Origin of the sequence: Amycolatopsis sp. cg9 (assembly GCF_041346945.1) — a bacterium.
Lineage (GTDB): Bacteria > Actinomycetota > Actinomycetes > Mycobacteriales > Pseudonocardiaceae > Amycolatopsis.
Genome location: NZ_CP166850.1, coordinates 1,942,204 through 1,964,379 on the forward strand (window position 1 = coordinate 1,942,204; position 22,176 = coordinate 1,964,379).

A 22,176-nucleotide genomic window follows, 5' to 3' on the forward strand; every position below is an offset into this window, starting at 1 on the left:
GTAGGTCAGAGCCATTCGTTGATGGCGGCGATGTGGACTGTGGCTTCGTAGCGGACGGCGAGTTTGTCGTAGCGGGTGGCCACCCCGCGGTGGCGTTTGAGCCGGTTGATGCCGCATTCCACGACGTGCCGCTGTTTGTAGATTTCGGGGTCGAAGGCTGGTGGCCGGCCGCCCATCGACCCCTTGGCCTTGCGGTGCGCGTCCTGATCAGCCTTGCTCGGGATAGTCGCTTTGATTCCACGATCGCGCAGGTGAGCCGGTTGGCCTTCGAGGTATAGGCCTTGTCCGCCAGCACCCGATCAGGACGCGTCCGCGGCCGGCCAACGCCCGGACGGGGCACCCGGATCCCGGCCAGGACCGGAATGAACTGCGGGCTATCGCCACGCTGCCCGGCGGTCAGCACGATCGACAACGGCTTCTGCCCCTGCTCACACCCCAGATGCAGCTTCGTGGTCCACCCGCCCCGCGACCGGCCCAACGCGTGATCTTCCGGCTCGACGGTGGTCCCGCCGGGCGGCTCAGCTTGCAGATCGCCCTTTTCCGCGCACCCGCGGCATGCTGATGCGCCCGCGCGATCGTGGAGTCCACGCTGACATCCCAGGTGATCCGCCCGGCCGCCTCGGCCAGGGCCTGCAACGCGGTCAGGATCTGCTGCCAGACACCCGCGCGTTGCCAGCGGCGGAACAGTCCATAAGCCGCTGCCCAGGATCCATACCCGACCGGCATGTCCCGCCACGGCGCACCGGTGCGCACCCGCCACCGGATCCCATCGACCAACTGCCGCTTACTCCACAACGACGGCCGACCCGGCCGCGACGGCGCAGGCAGCAATGGCTCCAGTGCCGCCCACTGCTCGTCGGTCAGGTCAAACCGCCCCGCCACCGCTAAGGTGTCCACGAGGTCTCCGGTGTTCAGGTTCTTCTTGGTCGACGAACCACCTACCGGAGACCTCACCTATTTCGACCACCGACACGCCCAGCAGCACCAACTCCAGCTCAACCAGCTCGAGACGACTTCGATACAGGCCCTAAGCGCCCTGTCGCCGACTGCTGACGACGTTCAGCAGGCACAATCCCTTACCGAACGCTCGCAAGCCGACCGGCACCAGACATGTTGACTCGCCAGCGAGCCATTTCGACACTACAGCCGAACTCATCGGCGATCTGGTCAATCGACCGCCCGCGGCGCACCATCCCCCGGGCGGCTTTTCCAGGAATCAACAGAGCGCCCGCGAGGTGATTAGCTTCATCTTCGATCGTGCCGTTCCAGTGTCGACACCCTCGGCTATCGATCACAGGCGACGGCGGATGCAGCAACAACCCGTGAGCAAGCTCGTGAGCAAGATTGCTCGCCTGACGACCCGGCGCGTGGGCGTCGTTGTGCACGATCATGCGGCGTGCATCCGCGAAGACGGTAACTGCGGAGAGGGCATTGGCCTCCGCACCCAGCAGAAGATCTACGGCCTCGGCAAGCCCTTCGACTTCCCCCGCCATCAGACGAAGTTGACTCAACGTAATGACAGGTATCTCTAAGTGAGCAGCAAGAAGGTCCAACGGAAGCCGACGGAACGGCCCTAAGCCGAGTTCATCGCGCACCTCAAGAGCGAGCTGTTCCGCTTCGGTTTTGAAGCCCTTCCGAAGCGTCACCCGACTCACGCCCCTCGAAGGACCTGATAGGTAGCCTTAACAACCTTCTCCATCGCGTCCGCCGCCTCTGGAGTGAGGTTCCGGTCAGCTCGCAGGTACGTGGAGATCACCGCTACCGAGTCACCCTCCGGCTTCCCGTGGACTCGCACCACGAAGTCATCGGCACGTAGGCCGGCCCAGTCGACCAAGGCAGCGAGACTGTCGACGTCGGGCCGCTTGCCCTGCGCGAGCCGCGTCAGCGTCGACTGACTCACCTTCGCCTGCTCGGCGACGTTCTTCCACATCAACCCGCGCGCCTCACGTTGACCGTCAAGAGCGGCGAAGAAGGCCCCTGCGTCGAACCACCCGCGGTCGGCCATTCGATTCCTTTCATGGGTGACGTCCAGTTGCACACCTCAAAATGACCTGCTAGCGTTCCGTTTCGACGGTAGACGACCAGTTTCTGGACTGCAACCGCCGTCTGCGTGATGTCAGTCAACTAGCAAGAGGGAGTGTGCCATGACCAGCAAGTCATCGAGCGGCGGGAAGCGCGGCCGCAGCGCCTCGACCGGCCGTTTCGTGAAGCAGTCGACCGTCCGCCGCAACCCGGGCGGCACAGTCAACGAAAGCACCAAGAAGAAGAGCAAGTAGGACGTCGAACCTCCCCCAGTTCGACGGTCGGCATTAGCAAGAAGGTAGGCCCCGACCATGCATTACGACTTGAAGTTCCTTCCGGCCGGCTCGGTGATCGTGGTGAGCCTCAACCACGGCGTCAACCTCCACCTGATGGATGACGCGAACTTCCGCCGATACCGTTCCGGCCAGCAGGCAAGGACGGCTTTCTCGGGCATCCCCCGCGAGACGCCGTTCAAGCTGCCCGTTCCCCACGCGGGGACGTGGCACCTCGTGGCCACGATGTCCGGCCTCCGAGGCTCGGCTCGCATCGGTGTCCAGGTCCTTAAGCCCAGCAACGTCTAGTTGCGAGTCCGACCTGAAGTGGGCCCGGCCGCGAGGGCTCATCTTCCCCCTCGACGGGTGAACCTGCGGAACTTTCTTCGCCCACCAACCAGGCGTCTTAGTCACCCACTTAGTCACCCACCAGACAAGTCAGGCCCCATCCGATGTGCTTCGGATGGGGCCTGACCTGCGGAGCCGCCTAGGGGAATCGAACCCCTGACCTATTCATTACGAGTGAATCGCTCTGGCCGACTGAGCTAAGGCGGCATGTCTCCGGCTCGCGCTGGCGACGTCAGCAAGTGTAGCGGAAGCTCGTGCCGTCACTTTCCGGGGGGACTCTCGTTAGGGCCCTATGACGTCGGTCTCACTCCCCGGTCGACCTATCTGGAGGCTCTGGCACATGCGGCGAAGACTGCCCCGTTCGGTGGCCCTGCCGGCGGCCGCGGCGTTGTTGCTGTTCAGCGCGGCGCCGGCGACTGCCGACCCGACCTATCCGACGACGCCGATTCCGCAGCCGGCGAGTTCCGGGCAGGCGCCGATCTCGGCGCCGATCGGGCCGCAGCCCCTGGGGCAGGCCGTCGGGGATGCCGGGACCGCGCTCGGGATCGTCCGGTTGCTGCCCAACGCCGTGCCGACGAAGACGATCCTGCCCGGGTTCGGGGACACCCTGCCGAAGCAGTCGGCGCTCGAGGCGGGCATGGGCTTGTCGAGTGCGTCGGCGAACTCGGACGCCTACCTGAGCTACGAGAAGTCGATCGCGCAGGCGTCGCCGTTCGGGTTGTCGGTGGGTGGGAACGCGCCGCAGACGCCGGGCAGTGTCGTGCAGACCGCGTTGCCGGACAACCCGCAGCCGATCAGTGGTGGGCTCAACGGGCCGGCGAACCCGCTGCTCAACGTCGGGGTGCTCAACGGGAGCGCGCACGCGCGGTGGAGCCAGACGCTCGGTCCGTGCGTCGACACCATCGCCGACGCCAGTACGTCGGTGGCGAGCCTGTCGCTGCTGAACGTCATCCCGTCGATGCCGAACCTGGGGCTGGACGCGCTGAAGCCGAAGCTCGACCCGGGTTCGCTGGCGAGCGGGTTCGACCTGACCAAGGGCCTGCAGAGCCTCGGCGGCCTGCTGCAGGGCGGCGGGCAGACCGCGGCGAACGGCACCGGCTCGCTGCTGAGCCTGCCGAACACGCTGTCGTCGCGCTCGCAGGTCAAGCTGGTCGACATCCCGGGCTCGAAGAACAAGGCTGTGCAGTCGACGTCGACGCTGCAGGGCGCGGACATCGAGATCCTCAAGGGAACGCCGCTGGCGCTGAGCATCAAGGTGGCCAGCCAGCCGACGCTGAAGGTGACCTCCACCGGCGACGCCAAGACGTCCAAAGTGGATTACACCGCGCCGGTGCTGACCATCGCGGCGGGCGGCAAGACGCTGTACACGCTGGACGCCGCGCACCCGACCAAGGACATCCCGATCGGGCTGCCGCTGAAGGGGCTGAGCGACCAGTTCGGGCAGCTGAACGACATCCCGGTCGTCGGCGGGCTGGTCTCCACGCTCACCAAGGGCGTCCAGCAGGTCGGCAGCACCGCGGGCACCGTGCTCGACCTCGGCGTGCTGCGGCTGAGCATCGCCGGGCTGGACCAGAAGTCCGCGAACATGACCACGCCGTTCAAGGGCTTCCAGCTGGGCGCGTCGGCGCGGATGTTCGACCTGCAGCTGCTGCCGACGACCAAGCTCAAGAGCCTGCTGCCGGACGACCAGGCCAAGAACCTGCCGTCGTCGCTGGCCCAGCTGTCGCTCGGTGAGCAGATCGCGCGGGCCTACGCGCCAACCGGCGGGGTCGTCTGCGGGACGACGTCGACGCAGCCGCCCGCGGGTGGCCAGGCGCCGAAGGGGCCGGTGAAGAACCTCGCCTACACCGGGGGCGCGTACGACACCGTGCCGCTGTTCTGGTCGGGCACCGCGATGCTGTTGCTGGGTGTCGTGCTGGTGGCCGCGATGCCGGGCACCCGCCGTCGCCCGCTCGCCGTCGCCGTCGAGGAGAAGCCGTTCAAGCCGTCGCCGCGGCCGCGCGAGTGACACGAAGGCAGTGAAGGAACCCCGCCGGGAGCTTTCCCGGCGGGGTTCTTCGCGTTTCAGCCCTGGCGGAGCGTCGTGACCATGGCCTCGACGGCGATGCGCGGCTTGACGTTCAGGTCGATCGCCTCGCGGCACTCCAGCACCGCTTCGAGCCGGCGGAGCGTCGATTCCGGTGTCCACGCCGAAGCCGCTTCGCGGATCTGGTCGGCGTGGTCCGGGTGGGTGAGCGTCGCGCCGGAGCGGGTCGCCGTCACCAGGACGTCGCGGTAGAAGCCGGCGAGGTCGACCAGCGCCAGGTCGAGCGTGTCGCGCTGGGTCCGGGTGGCGCGGGACTTCTGCTTCTTCTCGAGCTGCTTGACCGCGGCTTCGGCGGCCCGCTTGGCCCCGGCGACGCCCTTGCCGACGCCGTCGCCGCCCATCGCGGTGCGCAGCTCGTTGCGTTCGTCTTCGTCGCGGCCCTTGCTCGCCTCACCCGCGTCCGCCTCGGCCGCGCTGATCAGCTGGTCGGCGCAGGTGAAGACGTCCCCGGGCCGGCGCAGGCCCAGCGGGATCCGCAGCACGGTGGCCCGCCGCTGCCGCGCGGCCTCGTCGGTGGCGAGCCGGCGCGCGCGGCCGACGTGGCCGCCGCACACCGAAGCGGCCCAGTGCGCCCGCTCCGGGTCGACGTGGTCGCGGCGCACCAGGACGTCGGCGATCGCCTCCGGCACCGGCGTCCGCAGCGTCACCAGGCGGCAGCGCGAGCGGATCGTCACCGAGACGTCCTCGGGGTGGTCGGACGGCGCGCAGAGCAGGAAGACCGTGCGGTCCGGCGGCTCTTCGACGGCCTTCAGCAAGGCGTTCGACGCGCCTTCGGTGAGCCGGTCGGCGTCCTCGATGACGACGACCTGCCAGTTGCCGGTGGTCGGGCGGCGCGCGGCGGCCTGCACCAGCGCCCGCATCTCGGCGACCGAGATCGACAGCCCTTCGGGCACCACGAGCCGGACGTCGGCGTGCGTGCCCGCCATCGTCGTGTGGCAGCCGGGACAGGCGTCGCAGCCGGTGCCGGTGCTGCACTGCAGGGCCGCGGCGAACGTCCGCGCGGCCACCGAGCGACCGGATCCGGGCGGGCCGGTGAGCAGCCACGCGTGCGTCATCGCGCCGGGCGGGGCGGGCTCGCCGGCGACGATCTTGGCGGCGGCCGACGCGGCCGAGGTCAGCGTTTCGACCGCGGCTTCCTGGCCGACCACCTGGTTCCAGACGCCGATGCGTTCGGTCGTCGTCACTTCGCCTCCACGCGAGGCTCTTCCGGGGTTTCGACGGGCAGGGTGTCGTCGATGTCCAGCGGCAGCGTCACCGGTTTCTCGGTCGTCGGCGCGAGCGCGGCCAGCCGGCCGACGAACACGGCGCGCAGCGCGGTGCGGATGCGCTCGGCGACCTCGGCGTCGGTGCCGTCGGCGTCGATCACGACGTACCGGTCCGGGTCGGCCGCGGCCATCTCGGTGAGCAGGTGCTGGACGCGCCACTGGTCGTTCATGGCGGTCGACTTGTCGCGCGGCGCGCCGTTCGGGGCGGCGTCCAGCAGCACGGTCAGGTCCGGGCGCAGCCGCCCGGTCGCCCAGTCCGCGAGGCCCTCGAGCTCGTCGCTGTCCAGGCCGGCGACGGCGGACAGGTGCGCGAGCGGCGAGTCGACGAACCGCTCCATCACGACCACCGAACCGGCGTCCAGCGCCGGCTGGACGTGCCGCTCGACGATGTCGGCCCGCACCGCGGCGGCGGCCAGCGCCTGAGCGCGCGCCCCCGTCAGCGAGGCGCCGGAGACCAGCGCGGTGAGCCGCTGGTCGTCGAGCGCGGGGTCGGCGGCGACCACGACCGGGCGGGTGCCGCCGCGCATCCAGTCGGCCAGGTTGACGGCCTGGATCGCGGTGTTGATCGCGGTCGTGCCCTCGACGGCGATGAGGAAGCCGTTGACGCGCCGCGGGGTGCGGCGCAGCGCGTTGCGCAGGTCGGACAGGATCGGCTCGGTGCGCTTGTCGTCCATCTGCCGGTAGGCGAAGAGTCCGGCGACCAGCGCGATCGCGGCGCCGCCGAGCATGACCGGCCGGGTGCCGTCGATGGTGAGCGGGCTGCCCCAGACGGTGACCGTGTGCCGCTGCACGAGACCGACCAGCACCGGCACGGTGACCGTGGTGCCGAACAGCACCAGCTTCATCATCAGCTGGTAGATCGCGTTGATCCGGCCGCGGATGGCGTCCTCGACGCGCGAGCCGATGATCGTGACGCCGGTGAGGAACGCCGTCCCGGCCCAGATGCCGACCGAGCAGACGGCGATCAGCGCGACCGCGAGGTGCGGCGACAGCGCCACCACCAGGAGCGAGAGCGCGGCGGCGATGATGGAGATGCCGAACAGCCGGTCGTGCGCCAGGCGCCGGGCGAGCTTCGGCGCGAAGGCCATACCGGTGGCGAGGCCGAGGAAGACGGCCAGCACCAGCAGGTTGAACGCCGAGTCACCGGCCAGCAGGCTCGAGGAGTACGGCTTGGCCGAGCCGATCACGGCCCCGCCCGCGGCGAACGCGCCGAACGCCCCGACGAGCAGGCCGCGCACCAGCGGCGTGCTGCGGATGAACCGGAAGCCGTCGGCGATCATCTGACCGACGCCGAACTTCTCTTCGTCGGCCTGCTTGACCTTCTGCTCCGGCAACGCGTGGACGTTGCGCAGCGAAAGCTCGGGGATCCGGGTGGCGATGAGGATCGCGCTGGCCAGGTAGAGCAGGCCGGTGATGATGACGACGAGCTTCGCGATGTTGAGGCTCGGGTCGCCGGGGAACAGGTGGAACGTCGTGTTGACGCCGGTGATGGCGGCGTTGGCGCCGGCCGCGGTGATGACGGCGAGGCCGTAGGTCATCACCATGCCGAGCTGGTTGGCCGTCTCGACCTGGTCGGGCCGGCGGAGCAGGTTGGGGACCGCCGCCTCTTTCGAGGGGATCCACATGCTCGACGCGCAGCCGACGAGGAAGTTCCCGGCGAGCAGCCACCAGGGCGCGCTGACGATCGCGATGGACAGCAGGAAGCCGCACCGCAGCAGGTCGGCGACCACCATCACCTTGCGGCGGTCGAACCGGTCCGCGAGCAGCCCGCCGACCGGGGCGAACAGCAGCCCCGGGGCCAGGCCGGTCAGCACCACGCCGACGAACGCGAAGTTCTGGGCGAAGTAGTTGTCCGTCAGCTTCGTGGCCAGGCCGGTGAGGGCGAGGATGTTCAGCCAGTCGGCCACGCTGCACAGGTACGTGACGCCCCAGAGGCGCCGGAACGGTTTGATCGCCAGTACCCGCCGGACCCGGCTGATCGTGGACGCCTCGGCGCCCGACGACGCACCCGGGCCGGCCCCGGGCACCGATCGCACGCCCTCGCTGATACGCCCACCCCACTAGTCACCGCGGTGCCGGACGCCCGCATGAGGTAGCCCGACCGTGAAGTCAGGGTAGCCCGATCGGCCCTTGCCTCGCGGACGGCCCCGAGGTGCCGGTGGGGTGGGGAACAGCGAGCGACCGCTAGTCGAACAGCCCGGTCACGCTGCTGACCAGGCTGGAGACCATCTCGATGGCGACGAAACCGAACACGATCAGCAACGCCACGGCGAGCATCACGCCCGCCGCGCTCGACGACGGCCGGTTGAACGCCGGCATCGACACCGCCGGCATCCTCGGCAGCTTCCGCCGCTTGACCGGCACGACCTCGACGTCGTCGACGTCGTCGTCCGGCAGTGGCTCCTGCCGGACGGGCCGCAGCAGCTGCGGCGGCCGGGTCGGCCAGGTGCGCTGCCGGTTCCGCTGCCGCGGCAGCACCCCGAGCGGCGGGTTTTCACCGTTCACCGCCAAAGTGCCCGCGGGTGGGATCGCCTCCGGAGCCTTCGCCCCGGTTTCACCCTCTTCGCGGAGCGTCTCCTCGACCATCCGGCGCACGACCTCTTCGTCGGGCTGCACCGGCCCGGCCACCGGGAAGGCGGCGGGCTCGTGGCCGTTCGGAGTCGCGGCACGCGGCTCCGGCGCCGCGGTGACCAGCCCGGAGACCGGATCCGCGAACGTCTCGCCTGGTGCTTGGGACAGAGTGCCGTCGCGCTGAGTGAGCTCGGGGGCATTGAAGAAGGGAGCCTCACCGTTCGCGCTCATGGTGACCACCTCACTACTGAATGTCCTCGCCTTTCCAGGGTAGCGACGATGGCGGATAACGCATCCGCCCAATGGCTCTGTCTGCAATGGAGGGTCGGTCACGCAGCGCAAGCCCGTGCCCGAACCCCCTGCAGTGTCCAGCCCGCCGGTGGCCCGGTCGACCGCCGTTGGTGACGGATCGTAGTGAGTCCGGTCACACGGACCCGAAGACGGCCGCGCGAGACCGGCCACACCCTGGGTGTCAAGATGGCCAGTTTCGCGGATCGCGCTCGAGCCCGGATGGAGTACCGGTCAGGGCACCTCCTCCTGTCCGAGGTCGATCATCTTCCGGCACCAGTCGCGGAGCATCCCGCGGCTGAAGGGGCTCAGGACGAGCTGCCTGCGCCCGTCTCCGCGGTCCAGCGCCGCCAGCGCGAAGCGGCCCAGGTCCGTGTCGACCAGGACGAAGCCGTGGTCGGGGAATTCCGCGCACAGCCCGCCGAAGGCGAGCATGTCGAGCACCGCCGTACCCGAACGCGGCCGGGCCAGCACCTCCCGCATCGCCCAGACGTCGGCGTCCTGGCCGTCGTGGACCAGGCCGTCGTCGTCCACCGACAGCCAGATCGCCCGTGGCGAGGCCCCGAACGGGACCTCCGGCAGCTCCGCGATGAGCATCTCCGGCAGCTCTTCGAAGTCGGCGAGGTGGATCGCCGTCCGGCCCGGGAGCGAGCCCATCATGAAGGCCCGCTCGCCGTCCGCGTAGCACCGGATGTCCGCGGTCGCGGGCCCCTCGTCGAAGACACCGCACAGCGCCGCCCGCACCGAACCGCGCAGCATCAGCGAGACGACCTCGAAGCCGATCTCGTTGAGTTCACCCCGCTCGCCGAAGGGCGTGCCCTCGATCCAGGCTGCCCACGCCATGTGGCGTTCGACCTCTTCGATCAGGTCCGCCGGGTCGTCGGAGACCGGACCGTGGACGAGGATGTCGTGGTCGCTGACGTCCGGGTTGTAGAGCCGGTCGACGGGCTCGCGATCCGGCATCGCCGCCAGCACCGGCCCGGCGGCGAGCTCGAGCAGCTCCCGGGCCGCGGTCCGCTCAGCCATGGCCCCGCACCTCCTTCTTTGCCTCCTCACCAGTGGCTCCGCTCCGCGGGATCGGAACGTCGCTGATCAGCTCGGCCGCCGCCAAGATCGCGTCGCGGACCGTCAGGCCCAGCAGCGCCGGCTCGAGCGCCTCCCCACCCACCGGCGGGGTCTCCGCCGGCTCACGCATGGCTCTGCACCGCCTCGACGATCCACTGCTCGGCCGTGCTCCGCGAGGCCGGACCCCACGTGACCGTCCAGCGGCCGGTGCGGTCCACCGCCGCACTGAACTGGTAGCGGCCGAGGTCGTTGTCGACCAGGCCGAACGCTCCGTGCGGGTACTCCGCCAAGATCGCGTCGCGGACCGCCAGGTCCACCAGCACCGTGCCCAGCCGCGGCCGGGCCGCGCACTCGCGGATCAGCTCGATCGCCTGCTCGCAGCCGCCCGGGATCAGGCCGCGCTCGTCCGTCTCGATCCGCACGTGCCGGCCCGGCCCCGGCGGCCGGTCCGGCAGCCCGTCGAACACCCAGCCCGGCAGCTCGCTGAGGAAGCCCGACCGCAGCCGCGCGCGGTTGCCCAGCTTGTGCAGGACCGTGGTGTAGTCCTCGTCGCCGAAGAACCGGACCTCCCACGGCTCCTCACGGGCCGGGAAGACCCCGGTGACCACGCCACGGATGAAACCGCCGCGAAGCGCCCGGTACAGCCCGACCGCCTCGGCCGTGACCTCGCCACCCGGGGCCAGGCCGATCGCGGCCATCCCGGCGACGAACCGGGTGTACTGCTCCACTTCGTCGGCCAGGCTCAACGGCGGTGAAGGACGACGACCCGGCAGCGGTCCGGTGTCCGCCAGCACCGGCGGGATCTCGAACTCGGGGTCGTAGAACTCCATCACCGAGGGCCGCTCCGGCACCTCGGCCGACAGCGGGGCGATGACCTCGTCGATGACGTCGAAGACGGCGACTGAGTTGCTCACCCCTAGATTGAACACCCTGGCACCGACAATTTCTCGCACATGTGTTCGACCGGGTGACATCGTTCGGCGAGCGGTCGGCGAGCGGTTCAGGCATGCTCCGGCACCCGCCCTTCGACGATCTCCGCCAGCCCGTCGACACTGCCCGGCAGCCACCAGAACCGGCGGCGGCCGCCCCGGCGCCTGCCCAGCACCGCCAGGTGCCGGCCGCGGTCGTCGTCGACGAACGCCACCGCCTCCCACGGCCGCCGCGAGCCGCGAGCGAGGTCGACCTGGACCGTGCCGAGCCGGGGTCTTCGGAGCTCCTCCATCAGGTCGAGGACCAGGCACTCCTGCCCGCGCTCCAGGACCCCGCGCTCGTCGGCGTCCAGGTACAGCCCCACGCCGGGCGCCGGCGGCCGCAGCGGCAACCGTGCGAAGGCCAGGCCGAGGAGCTCCGCGACCGAGCCGGACGACGGCCCGGACCGGCGCAGACCGTCACCGGCGACACCGAACCGCGTGCCGTCGTCGAAGAACGCCGACGTCCACGGCTCGTCGAACACCGCGACGGCCACGCCGCAGACGCCATCGCCGGCGAACCCGGGGAGCGAATCGTGGAGGTCGAGCGCGGAAGGACTACCCGCGGCCGCGGCGCGGACGGGCTTGAGGATCTTGGCGAGCACCGTGTGCACGGTGCGTGGTGTTGTGGTCACGCGTTCATGAAACCCGGGACCACCGACAATTTCCCGAACATCCGTTCGAGGTGTCACCCGAAAGTGTGGCCGGACGCAGTGAAGGCCTCCTTGCCGGGCAAAGCCGGCGAGGAGGCCTTCACGGACTTCCTGACGTGCTACTTCGTCTTCGTCGCGGTGGATCGCTTGGCGGTGGTGGCCTTCTTGGTCGTGCCCGCCTTGACCGTCTTCGCCGTCGTCGAAGCCGGCTTCCGCGCCGGCGCCTTCCGCTTCGGCGCCGGGCCCTTCGCCCGCTTCTCGGCCAGCAGCTCGGACGCGCGTTCCGCGGTCAGCGACTCGATCTCGTCGCCCTTCCGCAGCGTCGCGTTGTACTCGCCATCGGTCACGTACGGGCCGAAGCGGCCGTCCTTGACCACCATCGGCTTCTTCGACACCGGATCTTCGCCGAGCTCCTTGAGCGGCGGCTTCGCGGTCGCCGACCGGCCGCGCTGCTTCGGCTCCGAGTAGATCTTCAGCGCTTCCTCGACGGTGATCGAGAACAGCTGGTCCTCGGTCGAGAGCGACCGCGAGTCCGTGCCCTTCTTCAGGTACGGCCCGTAGCGCCCGTTCTGCGCCGTGATCTCGTCGCCGGACTCCGGGTCCTTGCCGACCACGCGCGGCAGCGAGAGCAGCTTCAGCGCGTCTTCCAGGTCGATGGTCTCGATGTCCATCGACTTGAACAGCGAGCCCGTGCGCGGCTTCGGCGCCTTCGCCTTGGCGGCCTTCTTCTGCGCGGCCGTGGCGTCCTCGGGGATCTCGATCTCGGGCAGCAGCTCGGTGACGTACGGCCCGAAGCGGCCTTCCTTGGCGACGATCTCGTGCCCGCTCACCGGGTCGGTGCCCAGCGACCGCCCTTCCTGCGGGGTCGCGAACAGCTTCTCCGCGATCTCCTGCGTGAGCTCGTCCGGCGGCAGGTCCTCGGGCAGGTTCGCGCGCTGCGAGTTCCCGTCGACCTCGCGCTCCAGGTACGGCCCGTAGCGGCCGACGCGGACCACGACGGTGTGCCCGTTCTCGTCGCTGAACAGCGGGATCGAGTTGATCTCCCGCGCGTCGATGTCCTCGACGCTGCCCTCGACCAGCTTCTTCAGCCCGCCCAGACGGCCGATCGAGCCGTCGACGCCCATGTCGCCGCCGAAGTAGAACTTCGACAGCCACTGCGCGCGCTGCTCGTTGCCCGCCGCGATGCGGTCGAGCTCGTCCTCCATGCCGGCGGTGAAGTCGTAGTCGACCAGCCGCTCGAAGTGCCGTTCCATCAGGCCGATCACGGCGAACGCGACCCACGACGGGACGAGCGCGGAGCCCTTCTTCCAGACGTAGCCGCGGTCCTGGATGGTCTTGATGATCGACGCGTACGTCGACGGGCGGCCGATGCCCAGCTCTTCCAGCTTGCTGACCAGGCTCGGCTCCGAGTACCGCGCCGGCGGCGAGGTGGTGTGGCCGTCCGGGTTCAGGTCCGCGGCGGTGAGCGCCTGGTCCTTCTCCAGCACCGGCAGGCGGCTCTGCTTGTCGTCGGCCTCGCCACCGGTCTCGGTGTCGACGGCTTCGACGTACGCCTTGAGGAAGCCCGCGAAGGTGATCGTGCGGCCCGAAGCCGCGAAGGTGCACTCCTCGCCCGAGGCCGCGTTGCCGACGATGCGCACGGACATCGTGGTGCCCTTGGCGTCCGCCATCTGCGACGCGATCGTGCGCTGCCAGATCATCTCGTAGAGGCGGTACTCGTCGGTGTCCAGCTCGCTCGCGACCTGGCCCGGCGTGCGGAAGACCTCGCCCGACGGCCGGATCGCTTCGTGCGCTTCCTGCGCGTTCTTGACCTTGCGCGTGTACTGGCGCGGCGACGGCGAGACGTACTCCTTGCCGTACAGCTGCGTGGCCTGGCTGCGCGCGGCCGAGATCGCCGACTCCGACAGCGTCGTGGAGTCGGTACGCATATACGTGATGTAACCGTTCTCGTACAGCTTCTGCGCGATCCGCATCGTGCGCTCCGAGGTGAACCGCATCTTGCGGCCCGCCTCCTGCTGCAGCGTCGAGGTCATGAAGGGCGCGTACGGCTTCCGCGTGTACGGCTTCTCTTCGACGCTGGAGACCTTGAAATCACGCTGCTTCAGCGCGTCGGCCAGGCGCCGGGCGTCAGCCTCGGCCAGCACGCGGACCTCGGTGTTCGACGCCTTGAGCTGCCCGTCGGAGCCGAAGTCACGGCCGGTGGCCAGGCGCGCGCCGTCGACGGCGACGAGCCGCGCCGGGAAGTTCCGCGGCGAAGCCTCTTCGCCGGCGTCCATGGTCGCCGAGATGTCCCAGTAGGACGCCGAGGTGAAGCGCATCCGCTCGCGCTCGCGCTCCACGACGATCCGGGTCGCCACCGACTGCACGCGGCCCGCCGACAGCTTCGGCATGACCTTCTTCCACAGCACCGGCGAGACCTCGTAGCCGTAGAGGCGGTCGAGGATGCGGCGGGTCTCCTGGGCGTCGACGAGGTCGGCGTCCAGCTCACGGGTCGAGTCGGCGGCCGCGCGGATGGCCTGCTCGGTGACCTCGTGGAAGACCATCCGGCGGACCGGGACCTTCGGCTTCAGCGTCTCGAGGAGGTGCCACGCGATGGCCTCGCCCTCGCGGTCGGGGTCCGTGGCGAGGTAGAGCTCGTCGACGTCCTTCAGCAGCCCCTTGAGCTCGGTCACCTTGGACTTCTTGTCCGGGGTGACCACGTAGAGGGCCTTGAAGTCGTTGTCGACATCGACGCCGAGGCGCGCCCAGGCCTCGCCCTTGTACTGGGCGGGCACGTCGGCAGCGCCACGCGGCAGGTCGCGGATGTGCCCGACGGAGGACTCGACGACATAACCGCCGCCCAGGTAGGGGGCGATCTTGCGGGCCTTCGTCGGCGACTCGACGATGACCAGCCGCCGGTGCCCGGCGCCGTTGTCCGCCGAGGCTCCGTTCTTCTTGGTCCGTGCTCCTGCCACGCTGTCCTGCTCTCCGCTCATCTCGTCCCGCGACCGGGACCAGGCCCTGCCCTGAGGGGTCGGGCCCGCGTCTTCGACCTGCCAGTGTGCACGCTGTCCCGGCCCGGACGGCGCGGAGGTGACCCAACACGCCGCCGTTCCTGTGTCCAGCGCATCGCCGCTGACCTCGGCGATGTTTCCCCAACGTACCCGCCACGTGATTTCGGCCACGTCCCGCGCAGCCTAGCGCGTGACCGTCCGGATACCCTCCGTTCGACGGTGGTGGGCCCGGGGACGTCACCGCTTCACTGGTTTCCCCGTCCAGCCGAAAGGATCCGCCATGACCCGACGCCTCCTGGGCGCCCTGCTCACCGCCGCGACCGCCACAGTATTACTGGGGACCACTCCGGCGAGCGCGGCCGCGGCGAACTTCGCCGGCACGGTAGCCCTCTCCAACTGCTCGGGTTCGGTGGTCAAGCCGGCGGCGACGCCGGACACCGCCCCCGCGCTCGTCATGTCCAACGGCCACTGCCTCGAGACCGGCTTCCCGGCACCCGGGCAGGTCATCACCAACCGCTCGTCCAGCCGGACCTTCACGCTGCTCAACGCCAGCGGCGGCAACACCGCGACGCTCCGCGCCAAGAAGATCGTCTACGGCACGATGACCGACACCGACGTGTCGCTCTACCAGCTCACCACCACCTACGCGCAGATCAAGTCGAGCTACGGGATCTCGCCGCTGGAGCTGTCCAACGCGCACCCGACGGCCGGCGCCGCGATCGACGTCGTGTCCGGCTACTGGAAGCGGATCTACTCCTGCAACATCGACGGCTTCGTGTACCGGCTGAAGGAGGGCAGCTGGACCTGGAAGGACTCGATCCGCTACACGTCCGCCTGCCAGACCATCGGCGGCACGTCGGGCTCGCCGATCGTCTCCGGCGGCAAGGTCGTCGGCGTGAACAACACCGGCAACGAAGACGGCGCGCGCTGCACGGACAACAACCCGTGCGAGGTCGACCAGGCCGGGAACGTCACGGTGCACTACAAGACGAACTACGGCCAGGAGACCTACGGCATCCCCGCCTGCCTCACGCCGGCGAACGAAATCGCGCTCACCCAGGCCGGCTGCACGCTGCCCCGGCCCTGACGCGGCTCTCGCACCCGGTCAGGCCGTGCTCGTCGCGGCCTCCGGGTGCGAGACCGGCAGCGGCTCCGCGCCCGGCCACGCCGCTTCGGCGCCCGGCGGCGGCTCCCCGATCAGTTCCAGCAGCGCCTCCAAGCGGCGTTTTCCGGTGACCTTGACGGCCGGGACCTCGGCCTTCGGGCCGGTCAGCTTCGCCGCGACCCCCAACGGCGTCAGCGCCTCGACCAGCCGCTCGTGCATGGTCGGCGCGAGCGGGTCGACGCCCAGCAGGTAGCCCTGCGTGCCGGGGCGGCCACTGGCCAGCGCCCACATCCGCAGCATCGCGCCGCTCAGCCGGAAACCGTCCGGCACCGCCTTGCCCGAGTCGTCCTCGACCGGGCCCGCGCAGCCCTCACGCAGCCACCGCAGCGCCAGCGGGAGCAGGTCGACCCGGAACGACGTGCGCACCTGCGGGCGGCCACAGTCGGCCTTCGAGACCTGCGCGTCCGCGCCGCGGCAGCGGAACTCGCGCGCCAGGACGTGCGCGCGCCACGGCTCCTCGACGACCACCGACAACCGGGCGGCGGTGCGCCCGAAGCCGGTGATCTGGCCGTGGCAGCACAACAGGCCGGCCAGGTCGCCCAGGCCCGGCCCGCTGGCCTCGGCGGAGAAGAGCGAGATCGTCCGATCCACCGCGCCATACTAGAACACAAGTTCGATTCGCGGCAGACCTCGGCGCGATCTTCAGCCAGGCGGTTGATCCAGCTGGCGGCACGCCGGCGCGCGCTGCTCCGCCGCCGTCAGGGCCGGGACGTCCTTGAGGCCCTTGAGGTAGTCGAGCGCGTCGATGCGGTCGAGCGTCGCCCTGGCCTCGCCGAGGGCGGCCTTCGTCGCCGTCGCGTCGCCGCGGACGGCGTCGATGCGCTGACGCGCCTGTTCGGCCTGCTCACGGATCTCGGTGAACTGCCCGATGACGTCCGCGCGGCCGCCGTCCGCCGACGGCACCGGTGGCGCGCCGAGCGCGGTCAGCCCGGCGAGGCTCTGGTCGAGCCCGCCGACCACCGAGGAAAGCAGGTCGCTGGACGTCCGGGACGCCTGCTGGGGCGTGCTCGGGTCGACGGTGGGCAACTCCGCCAGCGCGCGGACCAGGTGGGTCACCGCGCCGCAGTAGCCGTCCGCCCATCTCGCCGCCGGATCGGCCTGCGGCACCACGGTCGTCACCGACAGACCCTGGTCGCGCGCCGGGGATTGCGTGGCTGCTTGCCCGCACCCGGCGAGGCCGATCGTGATCGTCGTGGTTAGGGCGGCGAAGACGGTTGACCGCGGCCGCACCTGAACACCTCCTGCTCGACGACGTCCCGGAAGGGCCGACGGTACCGACTCGGTGCCGCTTCGCAAGTCGCCGTGCCTGTGTGGGATGCCCCGACACGCCCCGGGCCCAGCACGCGACGCTGCGTGCCGGGCCCGGGAACGGTTGCGTGTCAGGCCTTGATCTCCGTCGGGGTGTCGGAAAGAACCGTTCCCCGGCGCTTCGAGACCACGATCGCCACCACGATGACGGCGACCGCGACCAGCGAGATGATGATGCGGACCGCGGTGTTGGCGCTGTCACCGAACGTGAGCTGCACGATGGCGGGCGCGATCAGCACGGAGACCAGGTTCATCACCTTGATCAGCGGGTTGATCGCCGGTCCGGCGGTGTCCTTGAACGGGTCGCCCACGGTGTCACCGATGATGGTGGCCTCGTGCGCGTCCGAACCCTTGCCGCCGTGGTTGCCGTCTTCCACCAACTTCTTCGCGTTGTCCCACGCGCCACCGGAGTTGGCGAGGAAGATCGCCATCAGGGTGCCGCAGGCGATCGCGCCGGCCAGGTAGCCGGCGAGCGCGCTGGTGCCCAGCCCGAAACCGACCGCGATCGGCGCCATGACCGCCAGCAGACCCGGCGTCGTCAGCTCGCGCAGCGAATCGCGCGTGACGATGTCGACGACCTTGCCGTACTCGGGGCGGGTGGTGCCCTCCATGATGCCCGGGATGTCGCGGAACTGGCGGCGCACTTCGTAGACGACCGCGCCGGCGGCCCGGGAGACCGCGTTGACCGCGAGACCGGAGAACATGAACACGACGGCCGCACCGATGATCACGCCGACGAGCGTGGGCGGGCTGACGATGTCGCCGATGACCTCCCCGACCGCGCCCTTCGCCTTCGCGATCGCGTCGGAGTACGAACCGAACAGCGCCGTCGCGGCGAGGACCGCCGTGGCGATCGCGATGCCCTTGGTGATGGCCTTGGTGGTGTTGCCGACCGCGTCGAGCTCGGTGAGGATCTGCGCGGCCTTCTCGTCGACGTCGCCCGACATCTCGGCGATGCCCTGCGCGTTGTCCGAAACCGGGCCGAAGGTGTCCATCGCGACGATGACGCCCACGGTGGTCAGCAGACCGGTGCCGGCCAGTGCCACGGCGAATAGCGCGACGGTGCCACCCAGCAGGTAGGCGCCGAAGACGGCCGCACCGATGACGAGCGCGGTGTACACGGCGGACTCGAAGCCGATCGAGATGCCGGACAGGATCACCGTCGCCGCACCGGTTTCCGACGTCTGGCCGACGTCCTTGACCGGCTTGTACTCGGTGCCCGTGTAGTAACCGGTCAGCTTCAGGATGACCGCCGCCAGCACGATGCCGATGATCACCGCGACGGTCGCGATGACCGCCGGGTTGCCCGAAGTGCCGGCGAACGCGCCACCGAAGCCGGAGAAGCTGCTCGGCAGGTACGTGAACGCCGCGATCGCCGACAGGACGGCGGAGATGACCGCGGAGATGTAGAAGGAGCGGTTGATCGTGACCAGGCCGCCTTCGCCGGCGCGCGCCTTGGTGATGTAGACACCGATGACGGCGGTGATGACACCGATGGCCGGCACGATCAGCGGGAAGAGCAGGCCGTGCACGCCGAAGGCGGTGCTGCCCAGGATCAGCGCGGCGACCAGCATGACGGCGTAGGACTCGAAGAGGTCCGCGGCCATGCCGGCGCAGTCACCGACGTTGTCGCCCACGTTGTCCGCGATGGTCGCGGCGTTGCGGGGGTCGTCCTCCGGGATGCCCTGCTCGACCTTGCCGACCAGGTCCGCGCCGACGTCGGCGGCCTTGGTGAAGATGCCGCCGCCGACACGCATGAACATCGCGATCAGCGCGGCGCCGAAGCCGAAACCCTCGAGCACCTTGGGCGCCTGGCCGGTGTAGACCAGCACGACGATCGCGGCACCGAACAGGCCCAGGCCGACGGTGATCATGCCGACGACGCCACCGGTGCGGAACGCGACGCGCATCGCCTTCTCGCGGCCGCCTTCCTCACGCGAGGCGGCGGCGACCCGGAGGTTGGCCTGCGTGGCCAGCCACATGCCGAGGTAGCCGATCGTGAACGAGAAGCCCGCGCCGACCAGGAAGAAGATCGAACGGCCGATCCTCTCGCTCCAGTCGTCGGCGGGGAGCACGAAGAGCAGGAGGAACACGACCACGCCGAAGATGGCGAGGGTGTTCCGCTGCCGCTTCAGGTATGCAGCCGCGCCTTCTTGCACCGCCTTGGCGATGTCCTGCATCTTGGCGGTGCCCTGGCCTGCGGCCAGCACCTCCTTGAGCAGGACGTAGCCGATGACGAGTGCGGCAAGCGCGACCACGGCGACTACACCGACAATCGTGTAGTCACCTCCGGAGAACGGAAGGTTTCCGCCCTCCGCGAGGAATTGCCGTGACATTCGTCCTCCAGGAGACGTCGCCGATCGCCAGCGCCGACGGCAAGCCGAGGGTTCGACACGGCCGACGCTGGCATGGACCCTGTACCGAGCGACACGCTAGCCGGGACGCAATGCACGTCTCACATGACGCTCACCACAGAGGGTGTGGATTGCGGGAGTGTATTGGTATCGCAACCAGCGTCTTCACGCCGTCCCGGTGACGGCACATTCCGTTACCTTGTGAGCCTCCTCACTTGATCGATCACCCTTTCGCCGATCCGTTGGCGCAGTTGGGGATGCGAGAACTGTCGGACCCCTGTGCGAAGCTCGGCTGGTGGAGGACTCACGAGGGCGGCGGCTGCTGGGGCGGGTGACCGCCGGCACCCCTTCGCGCGAGAACCCGGTCACGCACGTAGCGGACCTCCCGGGGCGCGCGGCGGGTTACGCAGAGTGGCCGACGTGGGCGGATCCGGCGGTCGTCGCTGCGCTGCGTGACTGCGGCGTTTCGGCTCCTTGGGCACACCAGGCCGAAGCGGCTTCGCACGCGTACGAGGGCCGGCACGTCGTGATTTCGACCGGTACGGCGTCGGGCAAGTCGCTGGCGTACCAGCTGCCGGTGCTGTCGCGGCTGGCCGCGGGCGAGAAGGCGAACGCGCTGTACCTGTCCCCGACCAAGGCGCTGGGCGCGGACCAGCTGCGGTCGGTGTCCTCTTTGGACGTCCCGGGCGTGCGGGCGGCGTCGTTCGACGGGGACACCCCGATGGCGGAGCGCGACTGGGTGCGCGCGCACGCGAACTGGGTGTTCACCAACCCGGACATGCTGCACCGCGGCATCCTCTCCGCGCACGGGCGGTGGGCGACCTTCTTCCGGCGGCTCAGCTGCGTCGTGGTCGACGAGTGCCACAGCTACCGCGGCGTCTTCGGCTCGCACGTCGCCTTGTTGCTCCGCCGGCTGCGGCGGGTGGCCGAGCACTACGGCGCTTCGCCGGTGTTCGTGCTCGCTTCGGCGACAACGGCTTCGCCTGCTTCGTTCGCTTCGCGGTTGACGGGGGTGCCGTGCGTCGCCGTGACGGACGACGCCTCTCCGCGCGGAGCCCGCACGGTCGTGCTGTGGGAGCCGCCGCTGCTGGAGGAGCTGACCGGGGAGAACGGCGCGCCGGTCCGGCGGTCGGCGGGTGCCGAGACGTCACGGATCCTCGCCGACCTCGTCCTCGAAGGGGCGCGGTCGCTGGCGTTCATCCGGTCGCGGCGCGGTGCGGAACTGGCCGCGCTGGGCGCGCGTCGCATACTGTCCGAAGTGGACCCGGTACTGGCGGAAACCGTTGCGGCGTACCGGTCCGGCTACCTTCCCGAGGAGCGTCGCGCCCTCGAGGCGGCGTTGTTGTCGGGGCGGCTGCTGGGCGTCGCGACGACGAACGCGTTGGAGCTGGGCGTCGACATCGCGGGGCTGGACGCGGTCGTGCTGGCCGGCTACCCGGGCACGCTCGCTTCGTTCTGGCAGCAGGCCGGGCGCGCGGGCCGCTCCGGTGATTCCGCGCTGGTGGTGTTCGTCGCGCGGGACGACCCGCTCGACACCTACCTGGTGCACCACCCGGCGGCGCTGCTCGAGCGGCCGGTGGAGACGGCGGTGCTCGACCCCGCGAACCCGTACGTGCTGGCGCCGCAGCTCGCGTGCGCCGTGGCCGAGTTGCCGCTGACGCTTTCCGAGCTGGAGGTGTTCGGCGGCCCGGCGGCGCTGGAGGTGCTGGCCGAACTGGCGGAGCAGAAGCTGCTGCGGCGGCGGTCGAGCGGCTGGTACTGGACTTCGCGGGACCGGCCGCACGCCGAGGTCGGGATCCGCGGGACGGGCGGCGAGCAGATCGCGGTCGTCGAATCGGACTCCGGCCGGATGCTGGGGACGGTCGACCCGGGCTCGGCGTGCTTCGCCGTCCACCCCGGCGCGGTGTACCTGCACCAGGGGTCGTCGTACGTCGTCGACGAGCTGGACCTGGAGACCGGGCTGGCGCTGGTGCACGCGGAAAACCCGGACTGGACGACGACACCGCGCGAGATCGTGGACATTTCGGTGCTGAGCACCCAGGAGAAGCAGGACTTCGGCGGGGTGAGCGTCTGCCTCGGGGAGGTGGCCGTGACGTCGCAGGTCGTCGGGTACCTGCGACGCCGGCCGTCCGGGGAGGTACTGGACCACACGCCGCTCGACCTGCCGGAGCAGAGCCTGCGGACACGGGCGGTCTGGTACACGGTTTCCGCCGAGTTGCTCGGCGGCTCTTCGGCCGATGGCGTGGCGGGGACCGGGGGCCATCGGGTGGGGACCGAATCTGCGGGGCCGGTGGGGACCGGGGAGGAGACCCTGGCGAGCGGTCGGGGGCCCGCTCGCGAGGGTGGCAGGACACCGGGGGGTGCCGGATTGGTTCCGGCACGGGTCCCCGGTGCCCTGCATGCCGCCGAGCACGCGGCGATCGGCCTGCTACCGCTGTTCGCTACGTGCGACCGGTGGGACATCGGCGGGGTGAGTACCGCGTGGCACGACGACACCGGGGAGGCGACGGTGTTCGTGCATGACGGCCATCCCGGGGGTGCGGGATTCGCCGAACGCGGTTATGCCGCGATTGTCCCGTGGCTGGCCGCAACGCGGGAGGCGATCGTCTCCTGCGAGTGCCCGACGGGATGCCCGTCCTGCGTCCAGTCGCCGAAGTGCGGGAACGGCAACGATCCGCTGGACAAGGCGGGTGCGGTGGCCGTTCTGGAAACCGTGCTCGGGGCGTTGCGTCAACACGGGAGCTAGAACGGCCACTTGGTGGTTCATGGAGTTGTGTCCTGCTCCGCCTCGACCGGGCTGGGACCGGCCGCGGGCGGT

Annotated in this window: 20 protein-coding genes, 1 tRNA gene and 1 pseudogene; 5 read left to right on the plus strand and 17 right to left on the minus strand. The window is 70.0% G+C overall.

The window, feature by feature from the left end:
* Nucleotides 1-5: 5 nt before the first annotated feature.
* The 5 genes and pseudogenes from AB5J73_RS08940 to AB5J73_RS08960 form a co-directional block, all read right to left on the minus strand.
* Nucleotides 6-176, minus strand: a complete 171-nt coding sequence (locus tag AB5J73_RS08940) for a hypothetical protein (RefSeq protein WP_370973570.1) — start codon at nucleotides 174-176, stop codon at nucleotides 6-8.
* A 56-nt stretch (nucleotides 177-232) separates the two neighbouring features.
* Nucleotides 233-403 (minus strand): annotated as a pseudogene (locus AB5J73_RS08945) (hypothetical protein); the annotation flags it as partial.
* Nucleotides 397-954 carry an IS5 family transposase gene (locus AB5J73_RS08950; protein ID WP_370969234.1) on the minus strand — a complete coding sequence of 186 codons (558 nt, stop codon included), beginning with the start codon at nucleotides 952-954 and terminating at the stop codon, nucleotides 397-399. The pseudogene AB5J73_RS08945 and the gene AB5J73_RS08950, both read right to left, overlap by 7 nt.
* A gap of 122 nt (nucleotides 955-1,076) precedes the next feature.
* Complete coding sequence (locus AB5J73_RS08955; RefSeq protein WP_370969235.1) at nucleotides 1,077-1,646, minus strand: ImmA/IrrE family metallo-endopeptidase; 570 nt, start codon at nucleotides 1,644-1,646, stop codon at nucleotides 1,077-1,079.
* 5 nt (nucleotides 1,647-1,651) lie between these two features.
* On the minus strand, nucleotides 1,652-2,038 hold the full coding sequence (locus AB5J73_RS08960) for a hypothetical protein (RefSeq protein WP_370969236.1): 387 nt from the start codon (nucleotides 2,036-2,038) through the stop codon (nucleotides 1,652-1,654).
* A gap of 106 nt (nucleotides 2,039-2,144) precedes the next feature.
* On the opposite strand from AB5J73_RS08960, the gene AB5J73_RS08965 reads away from it, so the two are divergent.
* Both AB5J73_RS08965 and AB5J73_RS08970 read left to right on the plus strand, forming a co-directional pair.
* The gene (locus AB5J73_RS08965; protein WP_370969237.1) at nucleotides 2,145-2,276 is read left to right on the plus strand and encodes a hypothetical protein; all 132 of its coding nucleotides are present in this window, start codon (nucleotides 2,145-2,147) and stop codon (nucleotides 2,274-2,276) included.
* A gap of 57 nt (nucleotides 2,277-2,333) precedes the next feature.
* Nucleotides 2,334-2,603 carry a DUF1883 domain-containing protein gene (locus tag AB5J73_RS08970; protein ID WP_370969238.1) on the plus strand — a complete coding sequence of 90 codons (270 nt, stop codon included), beginning with the start codon at nucleotides 2,334-2,336 and terminating at the stop codon, nucleotides 2,601-2,603.
* Between the two features lie 172 nt (nucleotides 2,604-2,775).
* Here the strand turns inward: AB5J73_RS08970 and AB5J73_RS08975 are convergent.
* Nucleotides 2,776-2,849 (minus strand) — tRNA-Thr (locus AB5J73_RS08975).
* 133 nt (nucleotides 2,850-2,982) lie between these two features.
* Here AB5J73_RS08975 and AB5J73_RS08980 point away from each other — a divergent pair.
* Nucleotides 2,983-4,650 (plus strand): hypothetical protein, encoded by a 1,668-nt coding sequence (locus AB5J73_RS08980; protein ID WP_370969239.1) that lies wholly within the window; start codon nucleotides 2,983-2,985, stop codon nucleotides 4,648-4,650.
* A gap of 56 nt (nucleotides 4,651-4,706) precedes the next feature.
* Here the strand turns inward: AB5J73_RS08980 and AB5J73_RS08985 are convergent, their stop codons facing one another.
* From AB5J73_RS08985 to topA, 8 genes are all read right to left on the minus strand, one after another.
* Nucleotides 4,707-5,912, minus strand: coding sequence for a DNA polymerase III subunit delta' (locus tag AB5J73_RS08985; RefSeq protein WP_370969240.1), 1,206 nt, complete (start codon nucleotides 5,910-5,912; stop codon nucleotides 4,707-4,709).
* Nucleotides 5,909-8,029 (minus strand): bifunctional MFS transporter/dTMP kinase, encoded by a 2,121-nt coding sequence (locus AB5J73_RS08990; RefSeq protein ID WP_370969241.1) that lies wholly within the window; start codon nucleotides 8,027-8,029, stop codon nucleotides 5,909-5,911. The genes AB5J73_RS08985 and AB5J73_RS08990 overlap by 4 nt, the downstream gene beginning before the upstream one ends.
* A gap of 148 nt (nucleotides 8,030-8,177) precedes the next feature.
* A complete protein-coding gene (locus tag AB5J73_RS08995) occupies nucleotides 8,178-8,795 on the minus strand; it encodes a hypothetical protein (protein ID WP_370969242.1) in 618 nt (205 codons plus the stop codon).
* A gap of 291 nt (nucleotides 8,796-9,086) precedes the next feature.
* Nucleotides 9,087-9,878 carry a hypothetical protein gene (locus AB5J73_RS09000; protein ID WP_370969243.1) on the minus strand — a complete coding sequence of 264 codons (792 nt, stop codon included), beginning with the start codon at nucleotides 9,876-9,878 and terminating at the stop codon, nucleotides 9,087-9,089.
* Nucleotides 9,871-10,047, minus strand: a complete 177-nt coding sequence (locus AB5J73_RS09005) for a hypothetical protein (RefSeq protein ID WP_370969244.1) — start codon at nucleotides 10,045-10,047, stop codon at nucleotides 9,871-9,873. The genes AB5J73_RS09000 and AB5J73_RS09005 overlap by 8 nt, the downstream gene beginning before the upstream one ends.
* Complete coding sequence (locus AB5J73_RS09010) at nucleotides 10,040-10,831, minus strand: ESX secretion-associated protein EspG (RefSeq protein ID WP_370969245.1); 792 nt, start codon at nucleotides 10,829-10,831, stop codon at nucleotides 10,040-10,042. The genes AB5J73_RS09005 and AB5J73_RS09010 overlap by 8 nt, the downstream gene beginning before the upstream one ends.
* Nucleotides 10,832-10,917: 86 nt before the next feature.
* A complete protein-coding gene (locus AB5J73_RS09015) occupies nucleotides 10,918-11,382 on the minus strand; it encodes a hypothetical protein (RefSeq protein ID WP_370969246.1) in 465 nt (154 codons plus the stop codon).
* A gap of 275 nt (nucleotides 11,383-11,657) precedes the next feature.
* The gene (gene topA, locus AB5J73_RS09020; protein WP_370973023.1) at nucleotides 11,658-14,513 is read right to left on the minus strand and encodes a type I DNA topoisomerase; all 2,856 of its coding nucleotides are present in this window, start codon (nucleotides 14,511-14,513) and stop codon (nucleotides 11,658-11,660) included.
* A 298-nt stretch (nucleotides 14,514-14,811) separates the two neighbouring features.
* Between topA and AB5J73_RS09025 the strand changes: the two genes are divergently transcribed.
* Nucleotides 14,812-15,618, plus strand: a complete 807-nt coding sequence (locus AB5J73_RS09025; RefSeq protein WP_370969247.1) for a serine protease — start codon at nucleotides 14,812-14,814, stop codon at nucleotides 15,616-15,618.
* Between the two features lie 18 nt (nucleotides 15,619-15,636).
* On the opposite strand, the gene AB5J73_RS09030 is transcribed toward AB5J73_RS09025, so the two are convergent.
* From AB5J73_RS09030 to AB5J73_RS09040, 3 genes are all read right to left on the minus strand, one after another.
* Complete coding sequence (locus AB5J73_RS09030; protein WP_370969248.1) at nucleotides 15,637-16,287, minus strand: hypothetical protein; 651 nt, start codon at nucleotides 16,285-16,287, stop codon at nucleotides 15,637-15,639.
* A 51-nt stretch (nucleotides 16,288-16,338) separates the two neighbouring features.
* Nucleotides 16,339-16,815 (minus strand): hypothetical protein, encoded by a 477-nt coding sequence (locus tag AB5J73_RS09035; protein ID WP_370969249.1) that lies wholly within the window; start codon nucleotides 16,813-16,815, stop codon nucleotides 16,339-16,341.
* Between the two features lie 260 nt (nucleotides 16,816-17,075).
* Nucleotides 17,076-19,340, minus strand: coding sequence for a sodium-translocating pyrophosphatase (locus tag AB5J73_RS09040; RefSeq protein WP_370969250.1), 2,265 nt, complete (start codon nucleotides 19,338-19,340; stop codon nucleotides 17,076-17,078).
* A 349-nt stretch (nucleotides 19,341-19,689) separates the two neighbouring features.
* On the opposite strand from AB5J73_RS09040, the gene AB5J73_RS09045 reads away from it, so the two are divergent.
* Nucleotides 19,690-22,104 carry a DEAD/DEAH box helicase gene (locus tag AB5J73_RS09045; protein ID WP_370973026.1) on the plus strand — a complete coding sequence of 805 codons (2,415 nt, stop codon included), beginning with the start codon at nucleotides 19,690-19,692 and terminating at the stop codon, nucleotides 22,102-22,104.
* The last annotated feature ends 72 nt before the right edge of the window (nucleotides 22,105-22,176 follow it).

Coding starts and splice junctions, on each gene's coding strand:
- AB5J73_RS08970 (WP_370969238.1), top strand. CDS start 2,334: ATGCATTACGACTTGAAGTTCCTTCCGGCCGGCTCGGTGATCGTGGTG.
- AB5J73_RS09025 (WP_370969247.1), top strand. CDS start 14,812: ATGACCCGACGCCTCCTGGGCGCCCTGCTCACCGCCGCGACCGCCACA.
- AB5J73_RS09000 (WP_370969243.1), bottom strand. CDS start 9,878: ATGGCTGAGCGGACCGCGGCCCGGGAGCTGCTCGAGCTCGCCGCCGGG.
- AB5J73_RS09005 (WP_370969244.1), bottom strand. CDS start 10,047: ATGCGTGAGCCGGCGGAGACCCCGCCGGTGGGTGGGGAGGCGCTCGAG.
- AB5J73_RS08965 (WP_370969237.1), top strand. CDS start 2,145: ATGACCAGCAAGTCATCGAGCGGCGGGAAGCGCGGCCGCAGCGCCTCG.
- AB5J73_RS08940 (WP_370973570.1), bottom strand. CDS start 176: ATGGGCGGCCGGCCACCAGCCTTCGACCCCGAAATCTACAAACAGCGG.
- topA (WP_370973023.1), bottom strand. CDS start 14,513: ATGAGCGGAGAGCAGGACAGCGTGGCAGGAGCACGGACCAAGAAGAAC.
- AB5J73_RS09040 (WP_370969250.1), bottom strand. CDS start 19,340: ATGTCACGGCAATTCCTCGCGGAGGGCGGAAACCTTCCGTTCTCCGGA.
- AB5J73_RS08980 (WP_370969239.1), top strand. CDS start 2,983: ATGCGGCGAAGACTGCCCCGTTCGGTGGCCCTGCCGGCGGCCGCGGCG.
- AB5J73_RS08995 (WP_370969242.1), bottom strand. CDS start 8,795: ATGAGCGCGAACGGTGAGGCTCCCTTCTTCAATGCCCCCGAGCTCACT.